The organism is Wolbachia endosymbiont (group A) of Epagoge grotiana (assembly GCF_947251775.1).
Classification (GTDB): domain Bacteria; phylum Pseudomonadota; class Alphaproteobacteria; order Rickettsiales; family Anaplasmataceae; genus Wolbachia; species Wolbachia pipientis.
On sequence record NZ_OX366387.1, the window covers coordinates 748193 to 771126 of the forward strand.

Annotated in this window: 20 protein-coding genes, 1 tRNA gene and 3 pseudogenes; 14 read left to right on the forward strand and 10 right to left on the reverse strand. The window is 34.8% G+C overall.

Annotated features, from left to right (window positions below; all coding sequences use genetic code 11):
* Positions 1-18 precede the first annotated feature (18 nt).
* From OPR50_RS03450 to OPR50_RS03465, 4 genes are all read right to left on the reverse strand, one after another.
* Positions 19-366, reverse strand: a complete 348-nt coding sequence (locus OPR50_RS03450) for a JAB domain-containing protein (RefSeq protein WP_265024273.1) — start codon at positions 364-366, stop codon at positions 19-21.
* Positions 341-571: a hypothetical protein gene (locus OPR50_RS03455; protein ID WP_041573522.1), complete on the reverse strand. Its 231-nt coding sequence runs from the start codon at positions 569-571 to the stop codon at positions 341-343. Before OPR50_RS03455 ends, OPR50_RS03450 begins: the two co-directional genes overlap by 26 nt.
* A 142-nt stretch (positions 572-713) precedes the next feature.
* Entirely contained in the window at positions 714-1310 is a 597-nt protein-coding gene (locus OPR50_RS03460; RefSeq protein WP_015589093.1) for an RDD family protein, read from the reverse strand.
* Between the two features lie 24 nt (positions 1311-1334).
* Positions 1335-1417 (reverse strand) — tRNA-Leu (locus OPR50_RS03465).
* Positions 1418-1524: 107 nt separating this feature from the next.
* On the opposite strand from OPR50_RS03465, the gene OPR50_RS03470 reads away from it, so the two are divergent.
* Together OPR50_RS03470 and OPR50_RS03475 are read left to right on the forward strand one after the other, a co-directional pair.
* A complete protein-coding gene (locus OPR50_RS03470; protein ID WP_015589094.1) occupies positions 1525-2976 on the forward strand; it encodes a replicative DNA helicase in 1452 nt (483 codons plus the stop codon).
* A gap of 116 nt (positions 2977-3092) precedes the next feature.
* Positions 3093-4544, forward strand: coding sequence for a hypothetical protein (locus OPR50_RS03475; protein ID WP_265024274.1), 1452 nt, complete (start codon positions 3093-3095; stop codon positions 4542-4544).
* A gap of 73 nt (positions 4545-4617) precedes the next feature.
* Here OPR50_RS03475 and metG read toward each other — a convergent pair whose 3' ends face one another.
* Positions 4618-6255, reverse strand: coding sequence for a methionine--tRNA ligase (gene metG, locus OPR50_RS03480; protein WP_265024275.1), 1638 nt, complete (start codon positions 6253-6255; stop codon positions 4618-4620).
* Positions 6256-6394: 139 nt separating this feature from the next.
* Here metG and OPR50_RS03485 point away from each other — a divergent pair, with 139 nt between their 5' ends.
* Positions 6395-6835 (forward strand): TrbC/VirB2 family protein, encoded by a 441-nt coding sequence (locus OPR50_RS03485; RefSeq protein ID WP_264339322.1) that lies wholly within the window; start codon positions 6395-6397, stop codon positions 6833-6835.
* A gap of 11 nt (positions 6836-6846) precedes the next feature.
* Here the strand turns inward: OPR50_RS03485 and ubiG are convergent, their stop codons facing one another.
* Positions 6847-8022: a bifunctional 2-polyprenyl-6-hydroxyphenol methylase/3-demethylubiquinol 3-O-methyltransferase UbiG gene (gene ubiG, locus OPR50_RS03490; RefSeq protein ID WP_174515933.1), complete on the reverse strand. Its 1176-nt coding sequence runs from the start codon at positions 8020-8022 to the stop codon at positions 6847-6849.
* Positions 8023-8369: 347 nt separating this feature from the next.
* On the opposite strand from ubiG, the pseudogene OPR50_RS08775 reads away from it, so the two are divergent.
* Positions 8370-9310 (forward strand): annotated as a pseudogene (locus OPR50_RS08775) (IS5 family transposase).
* Positions 9311-9603: 293 nt separating this feature from the next.
* Here the strand turns inward: OPR50_RS08775 and OPR50_RS03510 are convergent.
* Positions 9604-9942, reverse strand: coding sequence for an outer membrane protein assembly factor BamE (locus tag OPR50_RS03510; protein WP_006279908.1), 339 nt, complete (start codon positions 9940-9942; stop codon positions 9604-9606).
* A gap of 131 nt (positions 9943-10073) precedes the next feature.
* Here OPR50_RS03510 and OPR50_RS03515 point away from each other — a divergent pair, with 131 nt between their 5' ends.
* The 3 genes from OPR50_RS03515 to tsaB all read left to right on the forward strand — a co-directional run bounded on the left by OPR50_RS03515 (position 10074) and on the right by tsaB (position 12916).
* The gene (locus tag OPR50_RS03515) at positions 10074-11063 is read left to right on the forward strand and encodes a ribonucleotide-diphosphate reductase subunit beta (RefSeq protein WP_155969016.1); all 990 of its coding nucleotides are present in this window, start codon (positions 10074-10076) and stop codon (positions 11061-11063) included.
* Between the two features lie 138 nt (positions 11064-11201).
* Positions 11202-12332, forward strand: a complete 1131-nt coding sequence (locus OPR50_RS03520; RefSeq protein ID WP_264339318.1) for a dicarboxylate/amino acid:cation symporter — start codon at positions 11202-11204, stop codon at positions 12330-12332.
* Positions 12332-12916 (forward strand): tRNA (adenosine(37)-N6)-threonylcarbamoyltransferase complex dimerization subunit type 1 TsaB, encoded by a 585-nt coding sequence (gene tsaB / locus OPR50_RS03525; protein WP_155969018.1) that lies wholly within the window; start codon positions 12332-12334, stop codon positions 12914-12916. Before OPR50_RS03520 ends, tsaB begins: the two co-directional genes overlap by 1 nt.
* On the opposite strand, the gene OPR50_RS03530 is transcribed toward tsaB, so the two are convergent.
* On the reverse strand, positions 12911-13534 hold the full coding sequence (locus tag OPR50_RS03530) for an AAA family ATPase (RefSeq protein WP_265024276.1): 624 nt from the start codon (positions 13532-13534) through the stop codon (positions 12911-12913). The genes tsaB and OPR50_RS03530 overlap by 6 nt on opposite strands.
* Before the next feature lie 280 nt (positions 13535-13814).
* Here OPR50_RS03530 and OPR50_RS03535 point away from each other — a divergent pair, with 280 nt between their 5' ends.
* On the forward strand, positions 13815-14525 hold the full coding sequence (locus OPR50_RS03535; RefSeq protein WP_155969022.1) for a class II aldolase/adducin family protein: 711 nt from the start codon (positions 13815-13817) through the stop codon (positions 14523-14525).
* A gap of 105 nt (positions 14526-14630) precedes the next feature.
* Positions 14631-15611 (forward strand): annotated as a pseudogene (locus OPR50_RS08780) (IS3 family transposase).
* A gap of 46 nt (positions 15612-15657) precedes the next feature.
* On the opposite strand, the gene OPR50_RS03555 reads toward OPR50_RS08780, so the two are convergent.
* Positions 15658-15939: a hypothetical protein gene (locus tag OPR50_RS03555; RefSeq protein ID WP_039964338.1), complete on the reverse strand. Its 282-nt coding sequence runs from the start codon at positions 15937-15939 to the stop codon at positions 15658-15660.
* Between OPR50_RS03555 and secD the strand changes: the two genes are divergently transcribed.
* The gene (gene secD, locus OPR50_RS03560) at positions 15839-17281 is read left to right on the forward strand and encodes a protein translocase subunit SecD (protein WP_458694006.1); all 1443 of its coding nucleotides are present in this window, start codon (positions 15839-15841) and stop codon (positions 17279-17281) included. The genes OPR50_RS03555 and secD overlap by 101 nt on opposite strands.
* Before the next feature lie 16 nt (positions 17282-17297).
* On the opposite strand, the gene OPR50_RS03565 is transcribed toward secD, so the two are convergent.
* A complete protein-coding gene (locus tag OPR50_RS03565; RefSeq protein WP_182309896.1) occupies positions 17298-18083 on the reverse strand; it encodes an enoyl-ACP reductase FabI in 786 nt (261 codons plus the stop codon).
* Positions 18084-18316: 233 nt separating this feature from the next.
* On the opposite strand from OPR50_RS03565, the gene OPR50_RS03570 reads away from it, so the two are divergent.
* The 4 genes and pseudogenes from OPR50_RS03570 (at position 18317) to OPR50_RS03590 (ending at position 22924) form a co-directional block, all read left to right on the forward strand.
* Positions 18317-19036 (forward strand): hypothetical protein, encoded by a 720-nt coding sequence (locus OPR50_RS03570; RefSeq protein ID WP_265024278.1) that lies wholly within the window; start codon positions 18317-18319, stop codon positions 19034-19036.
* A gap of 262 nt (positions 19037-19298) precedes the next feature.
* Positions 19299-20471: a porin gene (locus tag OPR50_RS03575; protein ID WP_265024279.1), complete on the forward strand. Its 1173-nt coding sequence runs from the start codon at positions 19299-19301 to the stop codon at positions 20469-20471.
* Positions 20472-20641: 170 nt separating this feature from the next.
* Positions 20642-21349: pseudogene (locus OPR50_RS08785) on the forward strand (IS3 family transposase); the annotation flags it as partial.
* A gap of 108 nt (positions 21350-21457) precedes the next feature.
* Positions 21458-22924, forward strand: a complete 1467-nt coding sequence (locus tag OPR50_RS03590; RefSeq protein ID WP_265024323.1) for an IS4 family transposase — start codon at positions 21458-21460, stop codon at positions 22922-22924.
* The last annotated feature ends 10 nt before the right edge of the window (positions 22925-22934 follow it).

Here is a 22934-nt window from a genome sequence, read left to right on the forward strand (position 1 = left end):
CTTATTATTCTATCTCTTTCATACCTTTATTTCCTTAACTTGACGCGTATGGTTATCGATTACAGGCAGGTTTTTTATTTCTTCTCTTGCAGAACGAACAAAGGCTTGTTTTACACAAAAGATGGCAGATATCGCTGCATTGCTGACATCATCAACGTTTTGCAGCGCTTCCAGGTCAGCATTAAAAACTTTATTTAAGCTGCCAAAACTTTCTATCAAACTCTTTGCCACCGGTTTTACATCAATTCTACTATATGCTGAATATAAAATGTGCTCTAAAACTTCATAATCAAGTAATGATTGTCCATTATCTAAAATAATTTTCTCTCTTAGGCGCTTTCTATGCCCCTTTTTGTAATTTTTCATCATCAATGAATTGCTTATCTCTTGTATAATAAGAAATTAGATTTTTAAGTAAAATATTTAATAAAGCGCATGACGCACAATTGTAAGAACATTCATTTTTAAAGACAGCAAATGGTGTCATGAAAGTAGCTGAGACACTGTCCTCCTTTGTCATCCGAGTAGCTGACACTGGTTCCTTTACGACGGCAGTGCCCAGAGGTGTCATCCCAGTGCATGCACATAGTGCAAAAAATTAAAAATAAGACGCCAATACGTAATACTGTTGTCGTTTAATCTGCACAGATTGAAGATAAATGAATACCTTCAGTATCATGATAAAGGGGCTGGCGAAGGGTGTCAAGTAGTTTTTAGCTCTGCCTTCTAAGGCTTTTACTCGTGACAACCACTGTGCCTGCGATCTTATCGTGCCAAGTTTGACAGCGTTTGTTGAAATTTGACCATAAAAAGCCCAAGAACAATGGTGCAACTGACAATATAAAGGAAAAAAATCTCTTTGTTGCTTGTTTTAGGGTCATCTTTTCGAAAGTTTGTGCATCCACAACTCTAAGCCCAAATAATAGTTTTCCAGGTGTAGTAGCAAACTTTACCCACATATATATTACATAGCAAAAGAGCATAATAAACTGGACTATTTGATTTAGGATTAGTAATTTTATAAGTCTACTCTGCGTTGTCTTTTCTTCCGCAGACAGTGGTGCTTGCATTGGGGATTTTGCAGCAATTTGACTTAATATTTTGCTATCCTCTGAGTTCATAAAGAGCTGATTTAAGGCTTGGCTGCAAAACTGCAAGAACAAAACGATAATAATCAAATCAAGCAATACTGATATATAGCGCCTGAGGCCCGTTACATAACATATCCCATTTTCATCTTTCTTTACCTTTTGAATAACATTTATAGAAGAAAAAATAGAAAATAAACGATTAAAAAATTTATGTAACATATATATACTTTCCAATATTTAACCTGCCCCTGGCCGGACTTGAACCAGCATGCTTTTGCAAGCAACAGATTTTGAGTCTGCCGTGTCTACCATTCCACCACAGGGGCATTAAGTTTTAATGCTATAGGCAACACGGAATTAGTCAAATTTTATATGTCTTTCAAATCAAAACTAAATATTCTACAATAATCAACAATTACTCTCAAAACTTAAAATGAATGAATTAGCCAATCTCCTCAGTTCAAGAAGTGTAGATAAGGAAATATGTAAATTACCGCATAATTTAGAAGCTGAACAGATGCTTATTGGTGCAATGATTCGTGATAATAGAATCTGTGATGCAGTTGAAGACACAATTACAGCAGAAAATTTCTATGATCCACTGCATCAAAGTATTTTTACGCAAATATCTAAAACCAGAAAACATGGCATAGTTGCCAATGAACTGAGCCTTAAAATGTTTTTTGAAAACGACCAAGCATTTACCGAGTGTGGTGGGGTAGAGTACTTAGCAAAGCTTGCAGCGAAGGCAAGTATTGCACTTGATATTTATAGTTTGACTAGAATAATCCGTGATACTTACTTAAGGAGATGTTTAATCAAGCTCGGGCAAGAAATAGTTGGTGATAGCTACAACTACGATATTGAAAATCCTGCACAGGCGCAAATTGAACAAGCAATGACAAAATTGTTCAATTTGGCAGTAAAAAAACAAGGTGAGAAAACATATATAAAACTTGCAAGTTCAATTAAAGATGTAGTTGAGAAGATCAGCACACTGAAAAATAATCCAGAAGCGCTAGGCGTTACAACCGGACTTCAAGATCTAAATCAGCTTCTTGGTGGTCTACAAAAATCTGATTTATTAATTTTAGCTGCAAGGCCTTCTATGGGTAAAACAGCATTGGCGCTAAACATCGCACTTAATGCTTGTAAGATGTTGCAAAAAAGAGCAGATAAGCAACACTATGTAGCGTTTTTCTCGCTTGAAATGTCAGCAGAGCAATTAACTGCAAGGCTGATCACTATAGATTCAGGAATTAGTTATTATAAGGCATTAACCGGGAGAATTAGTGATTTTGAATTGCATGAATTTATCAATACTAGTACAGAATTATCTGAACTGCCTTTCATCATAGATGACACCCCTGCGCTATCAATTAGTGCCCTTCGCACCAGAATACGCTTGCTGTATCAATTATATAATGTAGAAGTGGTATTCATTGATTATTTGCAGCTAATCAGAGGAACAACAAAAAGGAGTAATGAAAATAGAGTGCAAGAAATCTCGGAAGTGACGCAGGGTTTGAAAGCAATTGCAAAGGAGCTAAATATTCCCATTGTTGCACTATCTCAGCTCTCTCGTTCTGTTGAGCAGAGGGATGATAAAAAACCACAACTTTCTGATTTACGTGATTCAGGGAGCATAGAGCAAGACGCAGATATAGTAATGTTTCTCTATAGAGAAGAGTATTATGAACTAAGAAAACAGCCAAATGAAGGAAACAATAAACATCGGGAATGGCAAGAGAAAATGGAAAAAATTAGAAACATTGCAGAGCTCATTATTGCAAAGCAGAGAAATGGACCAATTGGCAGTGTGAAGCTATATTTTGACTCTAACAGAGGTGCATTTAAAGATTACACGGAAAGGCATAGTTCATAGCTTGACAGCAATCTTCTTGTTCCCAAGTTTATCAATTATTTTTTTATGTAAAGATAGCTTGACAACTTCTTAAAAATCCTTTTATAATGGTATTATATTTTATAATACGTGAGATGATGAATAAAAACAATGTACCCTATTATATAGCTGGAACTCTGGCTGCTTTAACTTTATTAGCATCTGGAGTGTTTGCTGCAGCTCCTTATATTGGTTTCTTAGCTCCAGTTGCAGCATTAAGTGTTGGCCTTCCATTTATTATTGGTGGTGCTGTATTTTCTGCTGTAGCTATTGCACTTTCGTATGCAGCAGTTAGTAAGAACAAAACTATTTCTGAGAAGGAAGCTCAGCTTTCTGATGAAAAAAGTAAAGTAGAAGCTAAAGGTAAAATAATTTCTGAGAAAGTAAAAGAAATATCCGAAAAAAATACTCAACTGGCTAATCAAGCAAAAGAGATAGAAGATAAAGATAAAACTATTTCTGAGAAAGATCGGGAGATTTTTAGAATGAAAAATGAGTTGGCTGCAACCAGAAGGATTAATGCTTCTCAGCCAGGTAATGCGGTAGAATTTGATAGCATAAACCAGCAGCTTACTAAGAGAGATTTCGAAGTACAAACTCAAGAGCAAGCCATTATTTCACAAGCAAAAGGGAAATTTAATAGTGTTGGAAATAAATTAAAAAATATTTATGATACTATGCCATCAGCTGAGTTTGCAAAGGATATCAAAACAGCATCTGAAAAAGCATTTACTTCTACAAAAGAAGCATTTATTAGTGGTCGTGTAACTCGTATTGTTAAAGATGGCTTAAAAGATGTTTATGGTACGTCATTTGAACCAGTAAAAAGTGCACTTAATAGCTTTGGAAGCAGCTTGAAAAACACTTGTGATACATCAATTGAGTCAGCAAAAGGGACAATTAGTAGTGTTGGAAATAAATTAAAAAATGTTTATGATACTATGCCATCAACTAAAATAGAATTTTCATGGGTCTCAGAAAAATTTTCACCATACTGGAATAGTGTTAAAAACTTGATGTTTGGTAATAAGGCAGATCAAGCAAGTGGTGCTAGTCAACTTTCAAGTGAATCTCAAGGTAATGGTATTGTTATTCCAGAGGGGGCAAAGCTAGAGCTTTCTCCAATATTATTTGATTTTTTGTTTAGAGAAAAACAGAAGATGGTAAGGCAATTTTTAAGAGAGCAAACTGATGAAAAAAAGAATGTGGCTACACAAGAAAATTTAAAAACTGAGACTCCTAGCCAGGAAAATCAGATGAATATTGATAACGTTCCTAAGCAACCTGATCATTTAAATGTTGATGCTGCTAAAAGGTATTTAATGAGTCTTTCTGAGGATCAGGATGTATTTTATGATGCAGAATCTGGTGATGAAAAAGGTACTGAGATTTCTAGCCCAGAAAGTCAGCCAACTAAAGAAGAAAATGGTCAAGGCTGGTTTGCATGGAGCCTAGGAAAGGTTAAGTCGGCAATGACTGAAGTAGTAGTGATAGATGCTGATGTTACTAAATCACATTTTGCTAAAGTAACTAAGGCACTTGCCACCTAACTTGAATATGTAGACAGCGGTGTGCACCGTCGTTAACTAAAGATAATCCCATCCAGGAGAAATAGTTTTTACACTATTTCTCCTCTTTAGCATCAACCCTCAAAAAAACCGGCGTAGATTTAGGCAATGTTATGCCTGAACTTACGCACGCGTCGCACAAAGATTTTAAATCTCGTTGTTCTTTCGGAATTTGCAGTTGATTTAGTATCATCTCTGCTGACTTGGGAACGATTGGCTGCAATAAAATGCCTATTATCCTGATATATTCCAGTAACTTGTAAATTACTAAATTCATGCGCTCTCTGTCAGTTTTGCTTAGTGTCCAGGGTGCACTTTTGTCTATGTAGGCATTTGCTTCAGAAGAGATGTTGATAATTAGAAGTATAATCTGGTTAAATTCATACTTTGATAGGTGATTCATCACTTGATCGAGTATAGCTTTGCAACCTGGAAGACTTTCTTCACCTTTAAGTAGGCTTTGATCGATTGTTGGTACAATTCCAGAACATTGCTTGTGTAAAAATGAAATTGTTCTTTGTACTAAATTGCCTATGTTGTTTGCCAGTTCTGAATTTATCCGGCTGATCATATTTTTCTTACTAAAGTTGCCATCTTGGCCGAATCTTGCTTCCCGAAGGAGAAAATAGCGTAGCTGATCAACACCAAACTCTTGAGCGAGGCCAATTGGATCTATGACATTACCAAGGGACTTGGATATTTTCTCTCCCTCGTTCAACCACCAACCATGAACTGCAATTTGTTTTGGCAGTGGCAGGTCTGCTGCAAGGAGAATCGCTGGCCAATATACAGCATGAAAGCGCAATATGTCTTTACCGATTACATGAACGTTGAAAGAGTTGTCAGCTAGGTTTGCAGCGCTTGACACTGGAATCTGCGTTTTCCCTTGGTTTGGTGTCATTCCAGTGCTTGACACTGGAATCTGTGTTTCTGGTTCTGCCCAAAACCTCTTATATTCCTCACCTTCAGTACTAGGGAAACCTATTGATGTAAGATAATTGGTTAATGCATCTATCCAAACATAGATTACGTGTTTGTCATTACCTGGTACTTTTATTCCCCAGTTAAAACTAGTGCGAGAGATTGAGAGGTCAATGAGCCCTGATCTTACAAACGATATCACTTCATTTCTTCTGCTCTCAGGAAAGATAAAACTTGGCTGATTTTTATAGAGTTCCAGTAATTTTTCTTGCCAGTTTGATAAGCGAAAAAAGTAACTCTCTTCTTTTATCCACTGGACCTCAGCACCTGTTGGTGCTTTGCCATCTATCAGCTCTGACTCCTGATAAAATGCTTCATCACGAACTGAATACCAACCCGAATAGGAATCCAAATATATTTGCCCTCTCTCTTCAAGTCTATTCCATAAAGCTATAACTGCTTTTTTGTGACGTTCCTCCGTAGTGCGAATAAAATCGTCATACTCAAAATTCATGAACTTAGCCAATTCTTTAAATGAAACGCTCACTTCATCTGTAAATTCTTTTGGCTGCATTTCCTTTGCTTTAGCTGCTTTTTCTATTTTTTGTCCATGTTCATCTGTACCGGTGGTAAATTTGACATTTTTCCCAGCTAGTTTCATGAACCTTGCCACCACGTCACACAAGAGAGAAGTGTATGCATGACCAATATGCGGCTTATCGTTTACGTAATATACTGGCGTGGTGATGTAAAAGTTCTCGAATTGTTCCATGGTTTAGCATTTTGATAAAAATCAACTGAGTTAATTATAGTATTAAAAAGGCAGTAATAAATAAATATTGATTGGGTTAAGCATAATTTTTGAAAAAAGCTATTTACTGAAATTTTATTAAAATAAGAAACAATCAGGCATGATTATTGAAAGAACAATGAGAAATTTTCTTGTAATTCTATTTATAGTTTTCTATGCATTTGATGCACACGCTGATGGAGCAACAGATGTAATGTGTAATGTAATAGGTTACGTTCATGGAATAGGTAGACCAATGATTACAGTGGTAATAATTGGTTCAAGCTTACTTGCAATATTTGGCAGAATGCCTTGGCCTGCACTTTTCGCACTGGGTATGTTTGTTGCTGTGTTTTTTGGTGCTCCTCAAATTGTAACAAAGGTAACAGAAAAAGAAGTTTGTTGTCTTTTTAAAGGTCAAACCTTGGAGAATGGAAAGTGTGTTGCTGCTCCTGGATATGAACGTGTAGGTACAGATTATGCTTGTCGTTCCGGTTGGGCGCTAACTAATAAAGGCTACTGTATAAAAGCTGGCCAAGATCCTTCAAAGTATTGGAAGTGAAAATGGTGCTTTTATAGAGTTAAATCTAACAAACCGCAGAGTATATAATTAACATCCACGCCTTTAGTTAGATTCCACTCACGCTTTATTACGTTGTACTCCATGCCAGCCATGTTTTGCAGCGTTACATTATTTTCTCTTAAGTGATTTGCAATTTCTGACGGCTTGAGAAATTTATTCCAGTTATGTGTACCTTTTGGCAGCCAATTTAATATGTACTCTGCACCAATTATTGCAAGGCAGAAGGATTTGATAGTTCTATTTATTGTGGATATAAATATCAGCCCATTCGGTTTTAGCAGTTCTATCGCTTTTTTCATGAAAAGCTCTAAATTATCCACATGTTCAACTACTTCCATCAACAGAACCACGTCGTACTTCTTGTCATTGCTTAGCTCTTCAATGCTGGTGTGTATATATTCTATATTTAACCCTACTTTTTTTGCATGTGAATGCGCTACTTTTATGTTTTCTTCACATACATCTATTCCCACAACGTTAATGCCAACGCGTGCCATTGACTCTGACAAAATGCCACCACCGCATCCAACATCAAGCAATGATAATTCTTTCAAATTGCATTTTTTTAACTCTTTTATTTTCTCAATAATGTAAGATACTCTAACAGGATTCATTATGTGCAATGGTTTGAATTTGCCGTTCTCATCCCACCACTGGCCTGCCATTTTAGCGAATTTTGATATTTCATCTTCGTTATAAGTTTTTGTTTTTTTTTTCTTAGAGGTTATATTGCTGAGTTTATCAAGGCGTTTTTTATGTCTGCTTTCTTTTGAAAATTCTGTTTCGAGGAATTGTTTGACTATGTCTTTTGCTAATCCACTCGCAGTAAATCCTGCACCAAGACACAGTACATTTGCGTTGCCATGCTCGCGAGCTAATTTTGCGATCTCAACACTGTTACATAAAGCAGCGTAGATTCCTTCAAAACGATTTGCCACAGTACTCATGCCCAAACCTGTACCACAAATTAATATCCCATAATTTGCTTTTTTGCTTGTTATATCTTCTACAACTTTAACAGCATAGTTTGGGTAATCTACACACTTTTGCTTAGCAGTGCAGCCTTGATCTACTACTCTGTAACCTAGGGCTTCCAGGTAAGGTTTTATTTCTGATTTTAATTCATAACCAGCATGATCTGAGGCAATTGATACTATACCTAACATATAAGAAATAAGGACATTTTATATGGGTTTGAACTTTCTGTCAAGTCATTCAATGCTTCTGACCTTTTGGGAGTTCTAAAGCTATAGCTAAGGTTTTCCTACGTCATACCGCAATTCATTCCACAACTGTACGAACATTGTGATTTGAGAATAATCTCCGCCAGGAAGGGTGTCATCCCAGTGCTTTGGCACTGAGATCCAGAAAACTTAATTTTAAATAAGTACACCAGATAGCTGTATAATAAGAACTGGATTCCAGTGGGCTTTGTTGCATAGCAACTGAAAAAATCTGGTGGCTACTGACAAAATTCATTATAAAATAGCCATTTAACCTTGAAAGAAAAAATATGCCACAAAAAATGAGGGTCAGTAACCATAGCGAATATAACAAATTTCTAGAAAAAAGAGGAAATATTTTTCATTATATCAACGAAGCCATAGAAAAGTGGTACGAGAATGGTCCAAAAATACCAGTTGGCAACAATATTTATAGCGATAAAGTTGTAATTTTGGTGCACATAATAACTTGTTTATTTAGAATAGGCCTGAGGCAAACAGTTGGGTTTATAGCAGGATACCTTGAGCAAATTGGGAAAAATTTGCAAGTTATCAGCTATTCACAATCATCAAGAAGGTTTAAGAAACTCAATATTAAGATCAATGATTGCAGAAAATAATATGGAAGATATCGAAATTGCTATAGACAGTACAGGAATTAGTATATACAACAACACTCCTGGTCATAGCAAAGAAAATAGCGAAGATAGAAAGTATCGCAGCTATGAACAGACAAGAAAATTGCATGTAATGTTGAATACAAACAGCAAAAAAGCCATAGCTGTAAAATACAGTAACGGCTGATCACTATGGAGCTTGTGATTTGCTAAAAGAAGTCGATTTTCAGTATGTCATAAAAGTACTATATGCAGATAGGGCATATGACAGAGAAAAGCTCTATAAGCTGTGTAATCAATATGGTATAAAAACGAAAATTCCTCCGAAAAACAACGCAGCAGAGCATCCAAAGTTAGACTATATGGCTGAGAGAAATGCTGCAATTAGACTAATAAAATCATGCAGCGAAGATGGAATGAAGAGGTGGAAAAGGCAAACAAACTACGGAAAAAGATCTTATATAGAAAGTTTTTTCTCGCGACTGAAACAAACATTCGGGTTTAGTTTTAGGAATAAATCTGAGACAAATAGAGAGAAGGAACTACTTGTTAAATGCTATTTGCTCAATAAGTTCACTGATATTGGTATGGCTAAATTTGAGATAGCTTCATAAATTTATTGTGCGTTACCTACTATCCGAAGAGCGATGCAACAAAGCCCACTGGGATCCAGTTTTCTTTACAAATTCACCAAAAGTGCTTCATTCTATAACGCAAAACCCATACTTACCAAACCCAATGCATTACTTGCAATTAAGTTTCCTGGATCCAAGTAGTCTGGGCACTGCCGTCATAAAGGAACTAGTGTCAGCTACTTTCATGACACCCTTCTGGTAGGCCCAAATCGCAATGTTCGTACAGTTATGGAATGAACCGCGGTATGACGTAGGAAGATCTGAGCAAACTTTCAATCAGAAACAGCCAAAGATCTCTCTAAGATGTCAGTTTCTTTTGTATCTTCAACTTTACCGTCCTGGTCGAATGAAATTTGCAGAGACTTACTACTATACTTCCTTTTTCCTAAAAAATTGGCTTGTTTAATTTTATATGAGACATAGTACCAAACATTGTCATCGAACTTTGATACTAATGTTGGTGATCCTAAAGTGTGAACCACTTTTTCTTTATCGTCACCTACTTTTATCTTGCTCCACAATTCAACACTAATGCCAGGAGCTCCGTGATTGTGAATAGTGTGAGTGCAGCTCACTGTAAATAATAAAATAAAAGATATTAATACTCGCATTTCTGTTGATAAATTACTTGAAGCTATAATACACTAATAAATTATCTGCCGTCAAATTTCAAAAAAGTTAAATTGACTGATTCTCAATATCACTTAATATAATATTTACTTTAGAAAATAATAGGTGTCTTATGTCATTGTTAGAAGCAGATCCAATATACAAACCTTTTAATTACCCTTGGGCGTATGATGCGTGGCTGCAGCAACAAAGAATCCATTGGATACCTGAGGAAGTTCCGCTTGCTGATGACGTAAAGGATTGGAAAACTAAACTTTCAAGTGTAGAAAAAAATCTACTAACCCAGATCTTTAGATTTTTTACTCAGGCAGACATTGAAGTAAATAACTGCTACATGAGGCATTATTCAAATATATTTAAGCCAACGGAAATATGCATGATGCTTGCAAGCTTTTCCAATATGGAAACTATACACATTGCAGCTTATTCTTATCTTTTAGACACAATTGGCATGCCAGAAAGCGAGTATCAAGCATTCTTAAAGTATGATGCTATGAGAAAGAAGTATGAATACATGTTAGAATTCGAGGAAAGCAAAAAACACGATAAAAAACATGTAGCTAAAACTCTAGCGGTGTTTGGTGCATTTACCGAGGGGTTGCAGTTATTCGCATCATTTGCAATTTTGCTCAATTTTCAACGCTTTGGAAAAATGAAAGGCATGGGACAAATAATTGCCTGGTCAGCCCGTGATGAAACTTTGCACACCAATTCAATTATCATGTTGTTTAATACATTTATTAAAGAGAATAATGAAATTTGGGACGACGAGTTTAAAGAGGAATTATATTCTGCATGCCGCACTATTGTTGAGCTTGAGGATGAGTTTATAAAGCTTGCTTTTAATTTCGGAGACGTTGAAGGACTATCTGCAGAAGAAGTGCGCAATTACATACGCTACGTAGCAAACAGACGGTTAATGCAATTAGGTCTTGAGTCCATATATGATGTTAATGATAATCCTATTCCGTGGCTTGATGAAATACTAAATGGCGTGGAACATACGAATTTCTTTGAAAATAGAGTAACAGAGTATAGCCGTGCAGCAACTCAAGGCACATGGGAGGAGGCTTTTACTGAAAACGACACGAATAATAAGTGAGTGCTAATTTCACTCTTCTTTGTCATTCCAGTGTCAGCTACTTTCATTACGTCATTTGCTGTGCAATTTAGACAGTTTTGCTTTACTTAACAACTAACTTACCATATATATGTCCATAGGACATTGGTATATAAGAACGTGCTACAACTATTAATCTTACTCACGGTCATCACTTCAGTTGCATTCTTTGGTCATTTAGTTCCAATGGAAGCAAAAACCTTCTTGTACTCAACGAGCCTGAGTATAAAAGAGGTTTTGCTATTTATAATGCCTTTTATTATTTTTGCGTTAATCTTTAGCAGTGTTAACAATCTTAAGCAGTCAGCTATAAAGTTCATATTGTTACTTATTATAATGATCTTCTTGTCAAATCTGGCTTCAAGTTTAATAGCTTATTCTGTTGGGCATTTTATCATACAAAACACTCATTCAATACAAGATATAACGTATGAAGAAACAATTGTTCCCTTATGGTCGTTTAGGCTGCCTGCATTGCTTTCTAATTTTTATGCCCTTGCCTGTGGATTTGTGTCCAGCATAGTAGTGTCCACACTGCTACCCAAGAAAAGCAAAGAGCTTTCGAACAAAATGTTAGATTTAACTCTCTTTCTTTTGAAGACGTTTTTGACGCCGATTATTCCAATATTTGTACTTGGGCTTGCTTTAAAAATGCAGCATGATCAAGTTTTATCTATAATATTTAAGGATTACTCAATAATTTTCATTATTATAGCATCTGCAACCTACCTTTATGTTTTCCTCTTATATGGAGCAGCAAATTCATTCAAGATCACAAGCTGGATAGCTAGTATAGGCAATATGATACCGGCATTTATTACTGCAATGAGCACAATGTCTAGTAATGCAACTATGCCACTTACTCTTGAAGGAAGCAAAAAAAATGTAAAGCAACCTGACATAGCATCGTCTGTTGTACCAATAACTGCTAGCTTTCATTTAGTAGGTGATTGCTTTTTTATCATAATATTATCAATGATAATTGCCTCCGGTTATTCATTGTTCACAATAGATTATGTAACTTTTCTTCTCTATTTTTTGTTATTTAAGTTTGCTATCGTGGCAGTGCCGGCAGGAGGAATTATGGTAATGCTACCTATTCTTGAGAAATATCTCAAATTCTCTCCAGAAATGCTTTCGTTAATTACAGCATTGTATATAGTGTTTGATCCAATAATCACTTCAGCAAATGTTATGGGTAATGGTGCCTTTACTATAATATTTTCAAAACTCTATGATAAGCTTAAGTAATGTCTATTTTAGCGATTGATACTGTAGGTATTGGTAGTTCAATAGCAATAGTTGATTATGATGGTAACTGTTTTGTAGAGCACAATTCCACCAGCAATAGTCATGCAGAATCATTTTTTCAAATACTAAGTACTTTATTTGATAAGCACAACTATAATTATGATAAAATAGATCATTTGGCGGTAGTAGTTGGACCAGGAAGTTTCACTGGAATTAGAGTTGGTATATCAGCTGCACAAGGTATAAATCTTGCTACAAATAAGCCGTTATACGGGGTTAGTGCGCTGGAAGTTCAAGCCTACGCAATATCTTTGCTTTGTGCAAATAGCAAAAAAAATATCAGAGCTATAATCAAAAATGCTCAAGGGTTTTATACACAGTTATTTGATTTCAATTTATTGCCGCTGTCTGGTCCAACTGCAGCATGTGACCCTGGTTACGCTACAAGCAGTACACATATGGATTGCAATTTAAATGCTAGCCATGCAGGGCTATTAGTTCATTATAGACTGAAGAACAAGCAAAAATTAAATGAAGTTGAAGCTCTATATTTAAATGAGCCTCAGTATATGAAATTGCTATAGACTATTTTTTTGCATACACGCAATTTGGCTAAGCTTGTGCATCTGGTTTACTATCTCTTGAGCTACTTCTTTTATACTCATATTTGAATTTTCTATCTCTATAGCACTCGGTGGTGTAAATAAATTGTTAATCCTACATTGCTCCATCATGCTATTTAGATTAATCACCTTCCTATTTTTTCTTTGCCTTTTTAATGCAATACGCTTTTGTAATGTCGGTAGATCACACCTAAGTACCACAGGAAGGATTTCTGTGTTCATTTTTTTACTAAGCCTTACTATTGAATCATACATCCTCATGTTCTGGTCATTATTTTTCATCAACTCATCAATAAATATGTAATTTTTTGAGTGAATCGGATAATTTTCTATTACCTGAAGCATAATTTGCATAATGCCATATATTCTATCTTGAACTTCTTTAGGTATTTGATCACGTTCAAAGACACCATCGTATATAGAGCAAGCTTGAACATTGTTATAGAACTTGCTATTTACAATTAATGCGTCTATCATATTAGATAATTCTATTGCTGTGGAAAGTTTACCACTTCCCGAAAGACCAGAGAGATATATGAAAAATCCTGCTGGCTGTTTTTTTGTGTTAATATTTACCATATTATTTTCAATCTTGAAACTTACATTTATAATAACATAAAAATGAAGCTTTAAAACATATGAAATATTATATAGAAAATTATTTTTTTAGTTAAGATATTATGTAATTTAAAAACATAAATTCTGTATATAAACTCTATAATAACGATAACTATTTTTAAGCAAGCTACAACACAAAAGTGTTTGGTATTCAGAAAGCAAGACAGAGTGGCATAGACTTATTAGTTTACTACAAGTCTCTTTTCGCGTATAAACCTTCAGAAGATTCTAACAGAGGATTGTGTTGTTAACAAAGAGCAGAGTAAAAAGGGATCTAGTCTATGCCTATCAGATTTTGTCCTACCTTAAGTTCGATGATCATACATATACTCACCTTTCAGTGCGTTCTGAAGATCAAAAGTCGTTTTATATTTATCCGTTTGGTATGCGTTTTGATGAAGTAGATGAACGTTCGTTAATGAAAGTATCATTTGATGGAGATGTAATTGAAGGCAAAGAATATCAATATAATAGAACTGGCTATATAATTCATGGTTTTGTTTATCAAGCAAGGAAAGATATTCAAGCAATTTTTCACTTGCATACACCTTCTATTGTAGCGGTTTCTTCTCTCAAAGATGGGCTGCTTCCTATAAGTCAATGGGCACTGCACTTTTACAATAAAATCTCTTACCATAATTATAATTCCCTAGCACTTAGCGATACAGAAGGAAAGAGGTTAATAGCTGATCTGAAAGAAAATTTTGTCATGTTAATGCGTAATCATGGATCTATAACGTGTGGTCGGACTATACAAGAAGCAATGTTCTACACATATCATTTAGAACGAGCGTGCAAAACTCAATGTTTAACGTTAGCAATGAATAAGGAGTTATCAATTCCAAGTGAAGAAATTTGCTCAAAAGCTGTAAAGGATCTCCTATCTTTTGAAAGCAATCTTGGTGAGAGGGATTGGCACGCATGGGTTAGACTAATTAAAAGTAAGTTGTAAGAGACTTTCGCACTACTATCTGTCATCCAAGTAGTGACCTTACCCAGAAAAAGTAGAGAGAAAGTTAAGACGTTTTTGGAGTAAAATAAAACGTTTTTTCAAAATATGACAAATAGAAGAGAATATACAGCAGAATTCAAATTAGAAGCTGTTAAGCTGGTTAAAGAAACAGGTCAAGCAAGTACAAAAATAGCAAAAGATCTAGGTATAGATGGTAGTATGTTAAGTAAGAAAATATGATGGAAAAATGTCTGGAGCATACGCATTTCCAGGCAAAGGCTCCTTATGACAAAGAAAGATTTGATCTAAAAAAAGAGCTAATAAGAGAAAGAGACATCTTAAAAAAAGCCCTGGGCAAAGAAAAAGAGTAAAGTATTCTTTTATATAGAAATTGCTATAAAACACAGGAACTATGTAGGGTTTTGTACTGGTGGTATGGGTTGCTAAGGAAAAAAGCAGTAAAGAATTAGTAAAAGAAGGGCTTCTAGCAGATATTCAAAAAATACATCAAGCTTCTAAATGCAGATATGGAGCCCCTAAAATTCACGCTGAATTAAAAGCTTTAGGCAAAAATTAAAACAGTACAAAGTGTTATGCAAGAAAATGGCATTAAAGCCAAGTTTAGACGAAGGTTCAAAAATAAAAAACAGCAAATAAGCAACCGAGTTGTGGCTCCGAACACATTGGATCAAAATTTTACTACTGATCAGCCAAATAAAGTTTGGGATTACCTACATAAAAACTAAAGAAGGTTGTTGGCGGCAATAATTGACCTATATTCACGCATGGTGGTTAATGAGTAACATGATAATTAGTTATAGATTCTTTATTGATGGCCGTTGATAAACGCAAACCCGATAAAAATCTGCTGTTACATAGCGATCAAGGGTCACAGTATACCTCTCAAAATTACCAATTTCTATTGAATACAAAAAACATCATTTCCAGCATGAGCCATAAGGGCTGTTGTTACGATAACTCTGTTGCAGAAAAGTTCACTTAAAAGGGAGCTGCTTATTGATACTTCTCGCTCAACAAACCAGAACTGCCATATTTGAATACATAGAAATCTTTTATAACAAATAACGTAGACATTCTACTATTAACTATTGCATTCCTGCACAATTTATTCTCATGATAAAAACGTCTTAACTTTCTCTCTACTTTTTCTGGGTAAGGTCAAATAGAGAATTTTACAAAAATCTATTTTTAACTTACAATCAATTATTACAATTTTAAACCTACAACTTATGTATAACAGACTTATAGTCAAATCTTTTTCAGTATTATGCATCTGTTTATTTGCTTTATACATAACACTGCCAAATTTCTTTGATAATAAGCTTTTTATTTCGAAAAAAAGAATAAACTTAGGCCTTGACCTGAAAGGAGGGGCATCTTTGCTTTTAAACATAGACTTAGACTTCTATTTTAAGGAAAAGCTAAGCATGCTAGCTAACGAAATAAAAGAGACATTGCTAACAAAAAATATTGAATCTAACGTACAAAATAGCGTTATAACTTTAAATAATATTGATGATTATAAAAAAGCATCTGTGTTGATTAATGCGATAAATCCAAATTTAGAGCTAAATAGAAAAGATTCTTCAATTCTCATTTCGTATAAACCCCATTATAAAAATTCTTTGATCAGTGAAGTAGCTGCAGAATCAATAAACAATGTCCAGCGCCGTTTGGACAAACTTGGCACAAAGGAAGTTAGCGTTCAAAAACAAGGGCAGAATAAAATATTAGTGCAGGTGCCTGGAGTAGAAGATACCAAGCAGATAAAATCTCTGCTTGGCAAAACTGCTAAGCTAGCTTTTCATTTGGCAAACACTAACATAGCCAAGGTGCAGGATATAGACCATGAAACCACTGTCATGCTCAAGGATTCTTTAGGTAATTCTTATCCAATATTCCGCAAAACTGAAATAGGTGGTGATTCGCTGGTTAACGCATCAGTTAGATTTGGTCACTTAGGTAAACCAACAGTGCATTTTAAATTTGACAGCATAGCGAGTAAAAGATTCGCAAAAATCACTAAAGAAAATGTGGGAAAACCTTTTGCAATTGTTCTGGATAACACAGTCTTAACAGTACCTACAATACGTGAGCCAATTTTAAATGGAGAGGGAGAAATTAGCGGTAATTTCACTGAAAAACAAGCAAGCGAACTTGCAATACTTTTAAAATCTGGAGCACTGCCAGCACCACTTAAAATAATTGAAGAAAAAAACATTGGCCCAAGTCTTGGAGAAGAATCAATAAAGGCAGGGGAAATGGCAGCAACAATCTCTATTATAGCCGTGGCTTTATTTATAATCATCACTTACGGCAAATTAGGTGTATTGGCCTCTGTTGCACTTTTTTCTAATGTAGTTCTTATATTATCAATTCTCACTCTGCTTGAAGCAACTCTAACTTTACCTGGAATTGCCGGTATTGCACTCACTGTCGGTATGGCGGTGGATGCAAATGTTTTAATATTTGAGCGAATTCGTGAGGAAATAAAATCTGGCAAGAGAGTGGAACGTGCTATTGAAGAAGGGTTTAAAAACGCTATAAAGACAATACTGGATTCAAATATCACTACATTAATTGCTGCAGGAATAATGTTCATTATTGGCAGCGGAGCAATTAGAGGCTTTTCTGTCACTTTATCAATAGGAATTTTATGTTCGATGTTTTCTGCAATCACAGTCACAAAACTCCTGATAGAGTTGTGTATGAACCCGAAGGAACTAGCGCTTTGAATTAAGGATTTAGATCTCAGTCAACCACCTTCATTCCCACAACGTTATATCCTGAATCGACGTGCAAAATTTCTCCAGTAGTGCCACTACTTAAATCGCTTAATAAGTATAGCGCTGCCTTGCCAACATCCTCTATTGTAACATTGCGTCTGAGCGGAGAATTATTTCTATTCCATTCTGATATGAAGTGAAAATCGCTTATTCCAGAAGATGCTAAAGTTCTGATTGGACCAGCGGAAATTGCATTTACTCTGATATTTTGTGGCCCGAGATCACATGCTATATATTTTACACTTGCTTCAAGTGCTGCTTTACATAAACCCATAACGTTATAATTTGGCATAACTTTTTCAGCGCCATAATAAGATAAAGTAAGCAAACTACCACCACCTGACATCATTTTTTCAGCTCTTTGTGCTAAAGCAGTGAAAGAATAGCACGATATATGCATTGCATTGAGGAAGTTATCCAGTGAAGTATTGACATATTTACCATCTAACTCATTTTTATCGGAGAATGCTATTGCATGCACCAAAAAGTCAAGAGTACCCCATTTTTTCTCTATTATTTCGAAAGCGTTATCTATGATTTTTTCATTTGAAACGTCGCAGTGTAATATTAGCTCCACATTTAGTTCATCTGCTATTGGTGATAGTTTTTCTTTTATTATTTCATTCTGGTAGGTGATTGCAAGTTCTGCTCCGTGCTCTGAGAGAGTTTTTGCTATACCGTATGCTATTGATCTCTTATTTATTATTCCGGTTATTAATCCCTTTTTGCCTTGTAATAGACTTGTCGTCATAGAACTATCTGTTTTTTTATAATTTGGAATATTAACTAGGTAAAGTCAAGATATCACTATGTTTTAAAATATTTTTTGCAGTAACTTGAAGTCTATAAACAGTAATCTTGATTCTTCTACAACAAAGCCATCCCGTATGACATTTTGTCTATAGCTAATTAAGCATATCAATAAGTAAGTAAATCTTAATATAATCTTATTATACTTATAAATACGCTGTATAGAATGAAAGTATGGATGATTTCATAACTGCAAGAAGAAAAGATGATGCTGTGGTATCTGTTTGTCAGGATAATAAGAAAAAAAACGTGTTAATTTTAGGGCTCAATCAAGCCGCAAGGAATTTGTTAAAATACGAGGAAGGGAATTTACTTAATAAGCCGTTAATCAATATTTTAAGTGCAAGAGCAGCTGACGACATGAAGAATTATTTAGAGTATACCGAAAATGGGCACGATTTACTTGATATATTACCTAAAGTGATAGATTTTTCCTTAACTGATGCTAAAGGAGAAGATATCAGGACAAAAGTAAAAGTTTTCCGCACTGCACAATTTGCCAGTAATAAAATAAATTATGAGCTGTTAATACGTGATATCAGTTTGTCCCATAAATTAGGAATCTTTAGAGATGAATATCTAATGGGTAAGAAATATAAAAACCATGACTTATTCGATATAACGGGCAATGAGTCCACTATTCTAGAGTTATACGTTATATTGAATTTCGCCTTTCAACATCAAATTAATGCAGCTATAGGAATAATTGGCTTAAATAGTAGCTGTAGCGAGACAAATGATGCACTGAAAGTTATCATAGAACATTTTTATAAAAATTGCCGTAGTGATGATTTTCTAGGGTATATTGATGAGAATAAAGTGCTTTTTGTTTTGATTAACTGCGATGTAAAAAGTACATCTATAGCCTTTCTTATAATAGTCCGAATGCGATAAGATATGTGTTTATGGCTATAGCAGGCCAGTAGCATATTACGGTCTGTTCGGATTATTGTAAAAAGAGCTATAAAATAATTAATCGTATACATTCTGCCATTAATAAGCAGTTATTAATGCAAAAATTACCAAGTGTATCAATAATTTATGGGAATATAGCTCAAAAACAGGCAGCAAAATCTACCAGCGGTGCCTTCTGAAAAGTTGTTTTTTATTTATATTGAGTTTAAACTTAAATTTTTATAAAGATTTAAGTTTATTTATGAAGTTAAAGTACTACCTGGTAGCACTGCTTTCATCATTGTTTTTGCAGAATAGTGCTAGCTCTAAAACAATTTTGGATAAGGAAATATTTTATGCAGAACTAGACGGAAAAATAGATTTGAGATTCAGCTACGCCTTCAACAGAGATTCTTTCAATGCTAAGCCTAAGGATAAAACTTCAAGTTATTCATACTTGCGCTTTCTTTATTTACAGCAAGTTTATCCAAATACTCAAATGGGGGTTAATGTTAAGGCAGGGGTTTCTGGTATTGCAAACCTAAAAGCGTTAGACATAGAAAAGTTAGACATGGAGGAATGGTATTTTATCATAAAAAACCAGGAACTTGGATCAATTGAATATGGTAAAAGAAGTTTAGTTGGTCAGAGCATGTTAATTAACACTTCAAAAATTTATGCAGCTGCTGGAGGAGTAAATGGTCATTGGACAAACTATGCAAATTTGCGCGGTGATCATAAAAAGGATGGTGACCCTGGATATGATCAAGACAAGGTGTTCTGGGTCAAGCCCAATATTTATAGCGATTATAATGAACTCGAACTAGGGTTAAAACAATCATCAATTAACTACATCTCCCCTGAAATCTATAACTTTCAACTCGGATTCAGTTATGTTCCAGGAAAAAATAACTTACAGTACAGCAATTTAATTGCTGCTGGCCTTTCCTATAAAAACAGCTTGTCAGATGATATAGGTTTTACTACTGCCTTAACTGGTGAATTTGCAAGAGAAAATTTAACTGATTGCTCAGATGGGACTTCTAAAAATTATGAATGCCGCAATCAATTACTACACTGGAATTTTGGTTTGAAGCTAAAATTGTTCGATCTTGATTGCATTTTTTCGTATGGTAATGGTGGTAAATCTGGTGAGAAGCGTAATCCTGAAACAAATAATACGTATTATATGAATGCAGGTATCGCTTACCGTTCTGATTCTTACAAATCGAGCTTAACATATTTTAGTAGTGGTAGGGATATTGCAGGCGAAGGTACAAACGAGTTAACATCATATGCTTTAAGTCTTGAAAATTCTCTTTTTTTAGGTACTTCATACTATTTCGATATTGTAAAGTTTAGTACAAAAGAGCCTAAAATAGAAAATAACAACTCTGGTTATGTGTTCTTGGCTGGACTGAAATTAAGTTTTTAATATTGCCTCCTTCCAACACTCTTTTCTGTCATCCAAGGTAACCGTTCACAGATTTCCACTTAATTTTTCAATCTCACTCATGGAGAGGCCAGTAAACTGACCTTACCCAGAAAAAGTGGAGAGAAAGAAAAGAGTTTTTTTGGGTAAAATAAAATTTTGGAGGATTAGAAATGGTAAGAGAATATACGGCAGAATTCAAATTGGAAGCTGTTAAGCTGGCAAATGAACAAAGAAAGGTAGGTCAACCAGTTGCAAAAGTAGCAAGAGATCTAGGAATAAGGGATAGTGTATTAGGAAAATGGATGAAGAAATATAACGAAAAAAAGTCAGCGGCAAATGCATTTCCAGATGTAGCACCTTATGACAAAGAGAGGTTTGATTTACAAAGCAAGAGTAACAAGGGAAAGAGACATTTAAAAAAAAGCCCTGGCCAGTCAAAAAGAGTAAAATATTTTTTTATATAGTAACTGCTATAAAGTACAGGAATTATGTAGGATTTTCTGCTAGTGGCTACTATAAGTGGACCACAAGAAAAATAAGCAGTAGAGAATCAGCAAATAAAGAGCTACTCGAAGCTATTCAAAAAATATATCAAGTTTCTAAATGTAGATATGGAGCTCCTAAAATTCATGCTGAATTGAAGGCTTTGGGTAAAAGTTGCAATTTGAAAACGGTGCAAAGTATTATGCAGAAAAATGACATCAGGGCTATACTGAGAAGAAAGTTTAAAATTAAAAAACAACAAACAGATAATAGAGCTGTAGCTCCCAATATATTAGATCAAAACTTTATTGTTGATCAACCAAATAAAGTATGGGATTACTTACATCAAAACCAAGGAGGGATGGCTATATTTGGCAGCAATAATTCTCACGTATGGTAGTTAATCTTACTATTACCCATAAGTATATAAATAGTAAAAAAGCTGATATTTTACTAATTCAACTTTCTATTATAAATGGATCTATGGTCTAAAAATGGAATATATGATGAAAAGAACTATAAATACTTCAACTGGCGAATGGGCAGAAAGTGAATTTGGAATTGTTAATTTTGGTGATATAAGATTAAGTAAAAGGCTTCTAAAAATAGTTAATAGTTTTGCTGAATCGCCTGAGCGTTCAATAAATCAAGCTTGTGAAGATTGGCATCAAAGTAAAGCAGCTTATAGATTTTTCCAAAACGATGCCATTTCTGAGAGAAAGATATTAGAAAGTCATATAATTAAAACTGTTGAAAGAGCTAAAGAATACTCAACTATCTTAGCTATCCAAGACACGAGTTATATCTCATATAAAAATCATAAAAAGACCGAAGGATTAGGGATTATAGCAGCAAGATTAACATCTAAAACAACTAATTTTAAAACACATGGATTAGTGATGCATACAACGTTTGCAGTTACAACAGAAGGACTGCCTATAGGATTATTGGATCAAAAAATTAGTACTAGACCCTCCTTAGCTGAAGACCTAAAAGAGTTGAAAAGAAGAAGCCATAATACTGCTGTTCCCATAGAAGAGAAAGAAAGCATACGGTGGATAGAATCACTTAAATATTCTACTAATCATCCTGGATTAAAGGATATCAAGGTAGTTACCGTCTGTGACAGAGAAGCAGATATGTATGATTTATTTGAAGTTGCTTCCACTAATCAATCTCTTTTTGTAGTAAGAGGAAATCAAAACAGAACAATAAATAAGAAGTCGACTTATTCTGAAAAAGGTGGTGAAAGGTTGTGGGATCTGATGAATCGCATGTCTTGTCAAGGAGAAATACAAGTGAATATTCCTGCTCGCAATGATAAACCTCAAAGAACAACAGTTTTAGAAGTAAAGTTTAGCAACTTTGTGATGAATGCATCAAAAAATAACGCTAGACGTAAAACCCAAAAACTTCCTAATTTAAGTTTAAATGCTGTCTATGCTATAGAAAAATACTCCCCATTTGGCGAAGAGCCTGTGAACTGGATTTTGTTGACAAATATAAATATTAATAATTTTGAAGAAGCAGTAGAAAAAATACAATGGTATTGCTTAAGATGGAGAATAGAGGTTTTTCATAAAATTTTGAAATCTGGTCTTAAAGTTGAAGAATGTAGGCTCCAAGCAGCAGATAGATTAATCCGCTTTCTTACAATAATGAGTATAATTGCATGGAGAATATTTTTTATCACACTAGTAGCTAGAACAAATCCAAATCTTTCTTGCACTTTCATACTGACTGACGACGAATGGAAGGTTTTATATACCAAAATGCTTAAGACAAAAAACTATCCTGAGACACCACCACCTATAAGAGAAATTGTGAGGTGGGTGGCCAAGTTAGGAGGGTTTTTAGCTCGCAAAAATGACTTAGAACCAGGCCCTATAGCTTTGTGGAAGGGATGGAAACGTCTCTTTGATTTAGCAGAAGGATGGAAACTTGCTCATGAATTTTATACTTGTGGGTAATAGTAAGGTA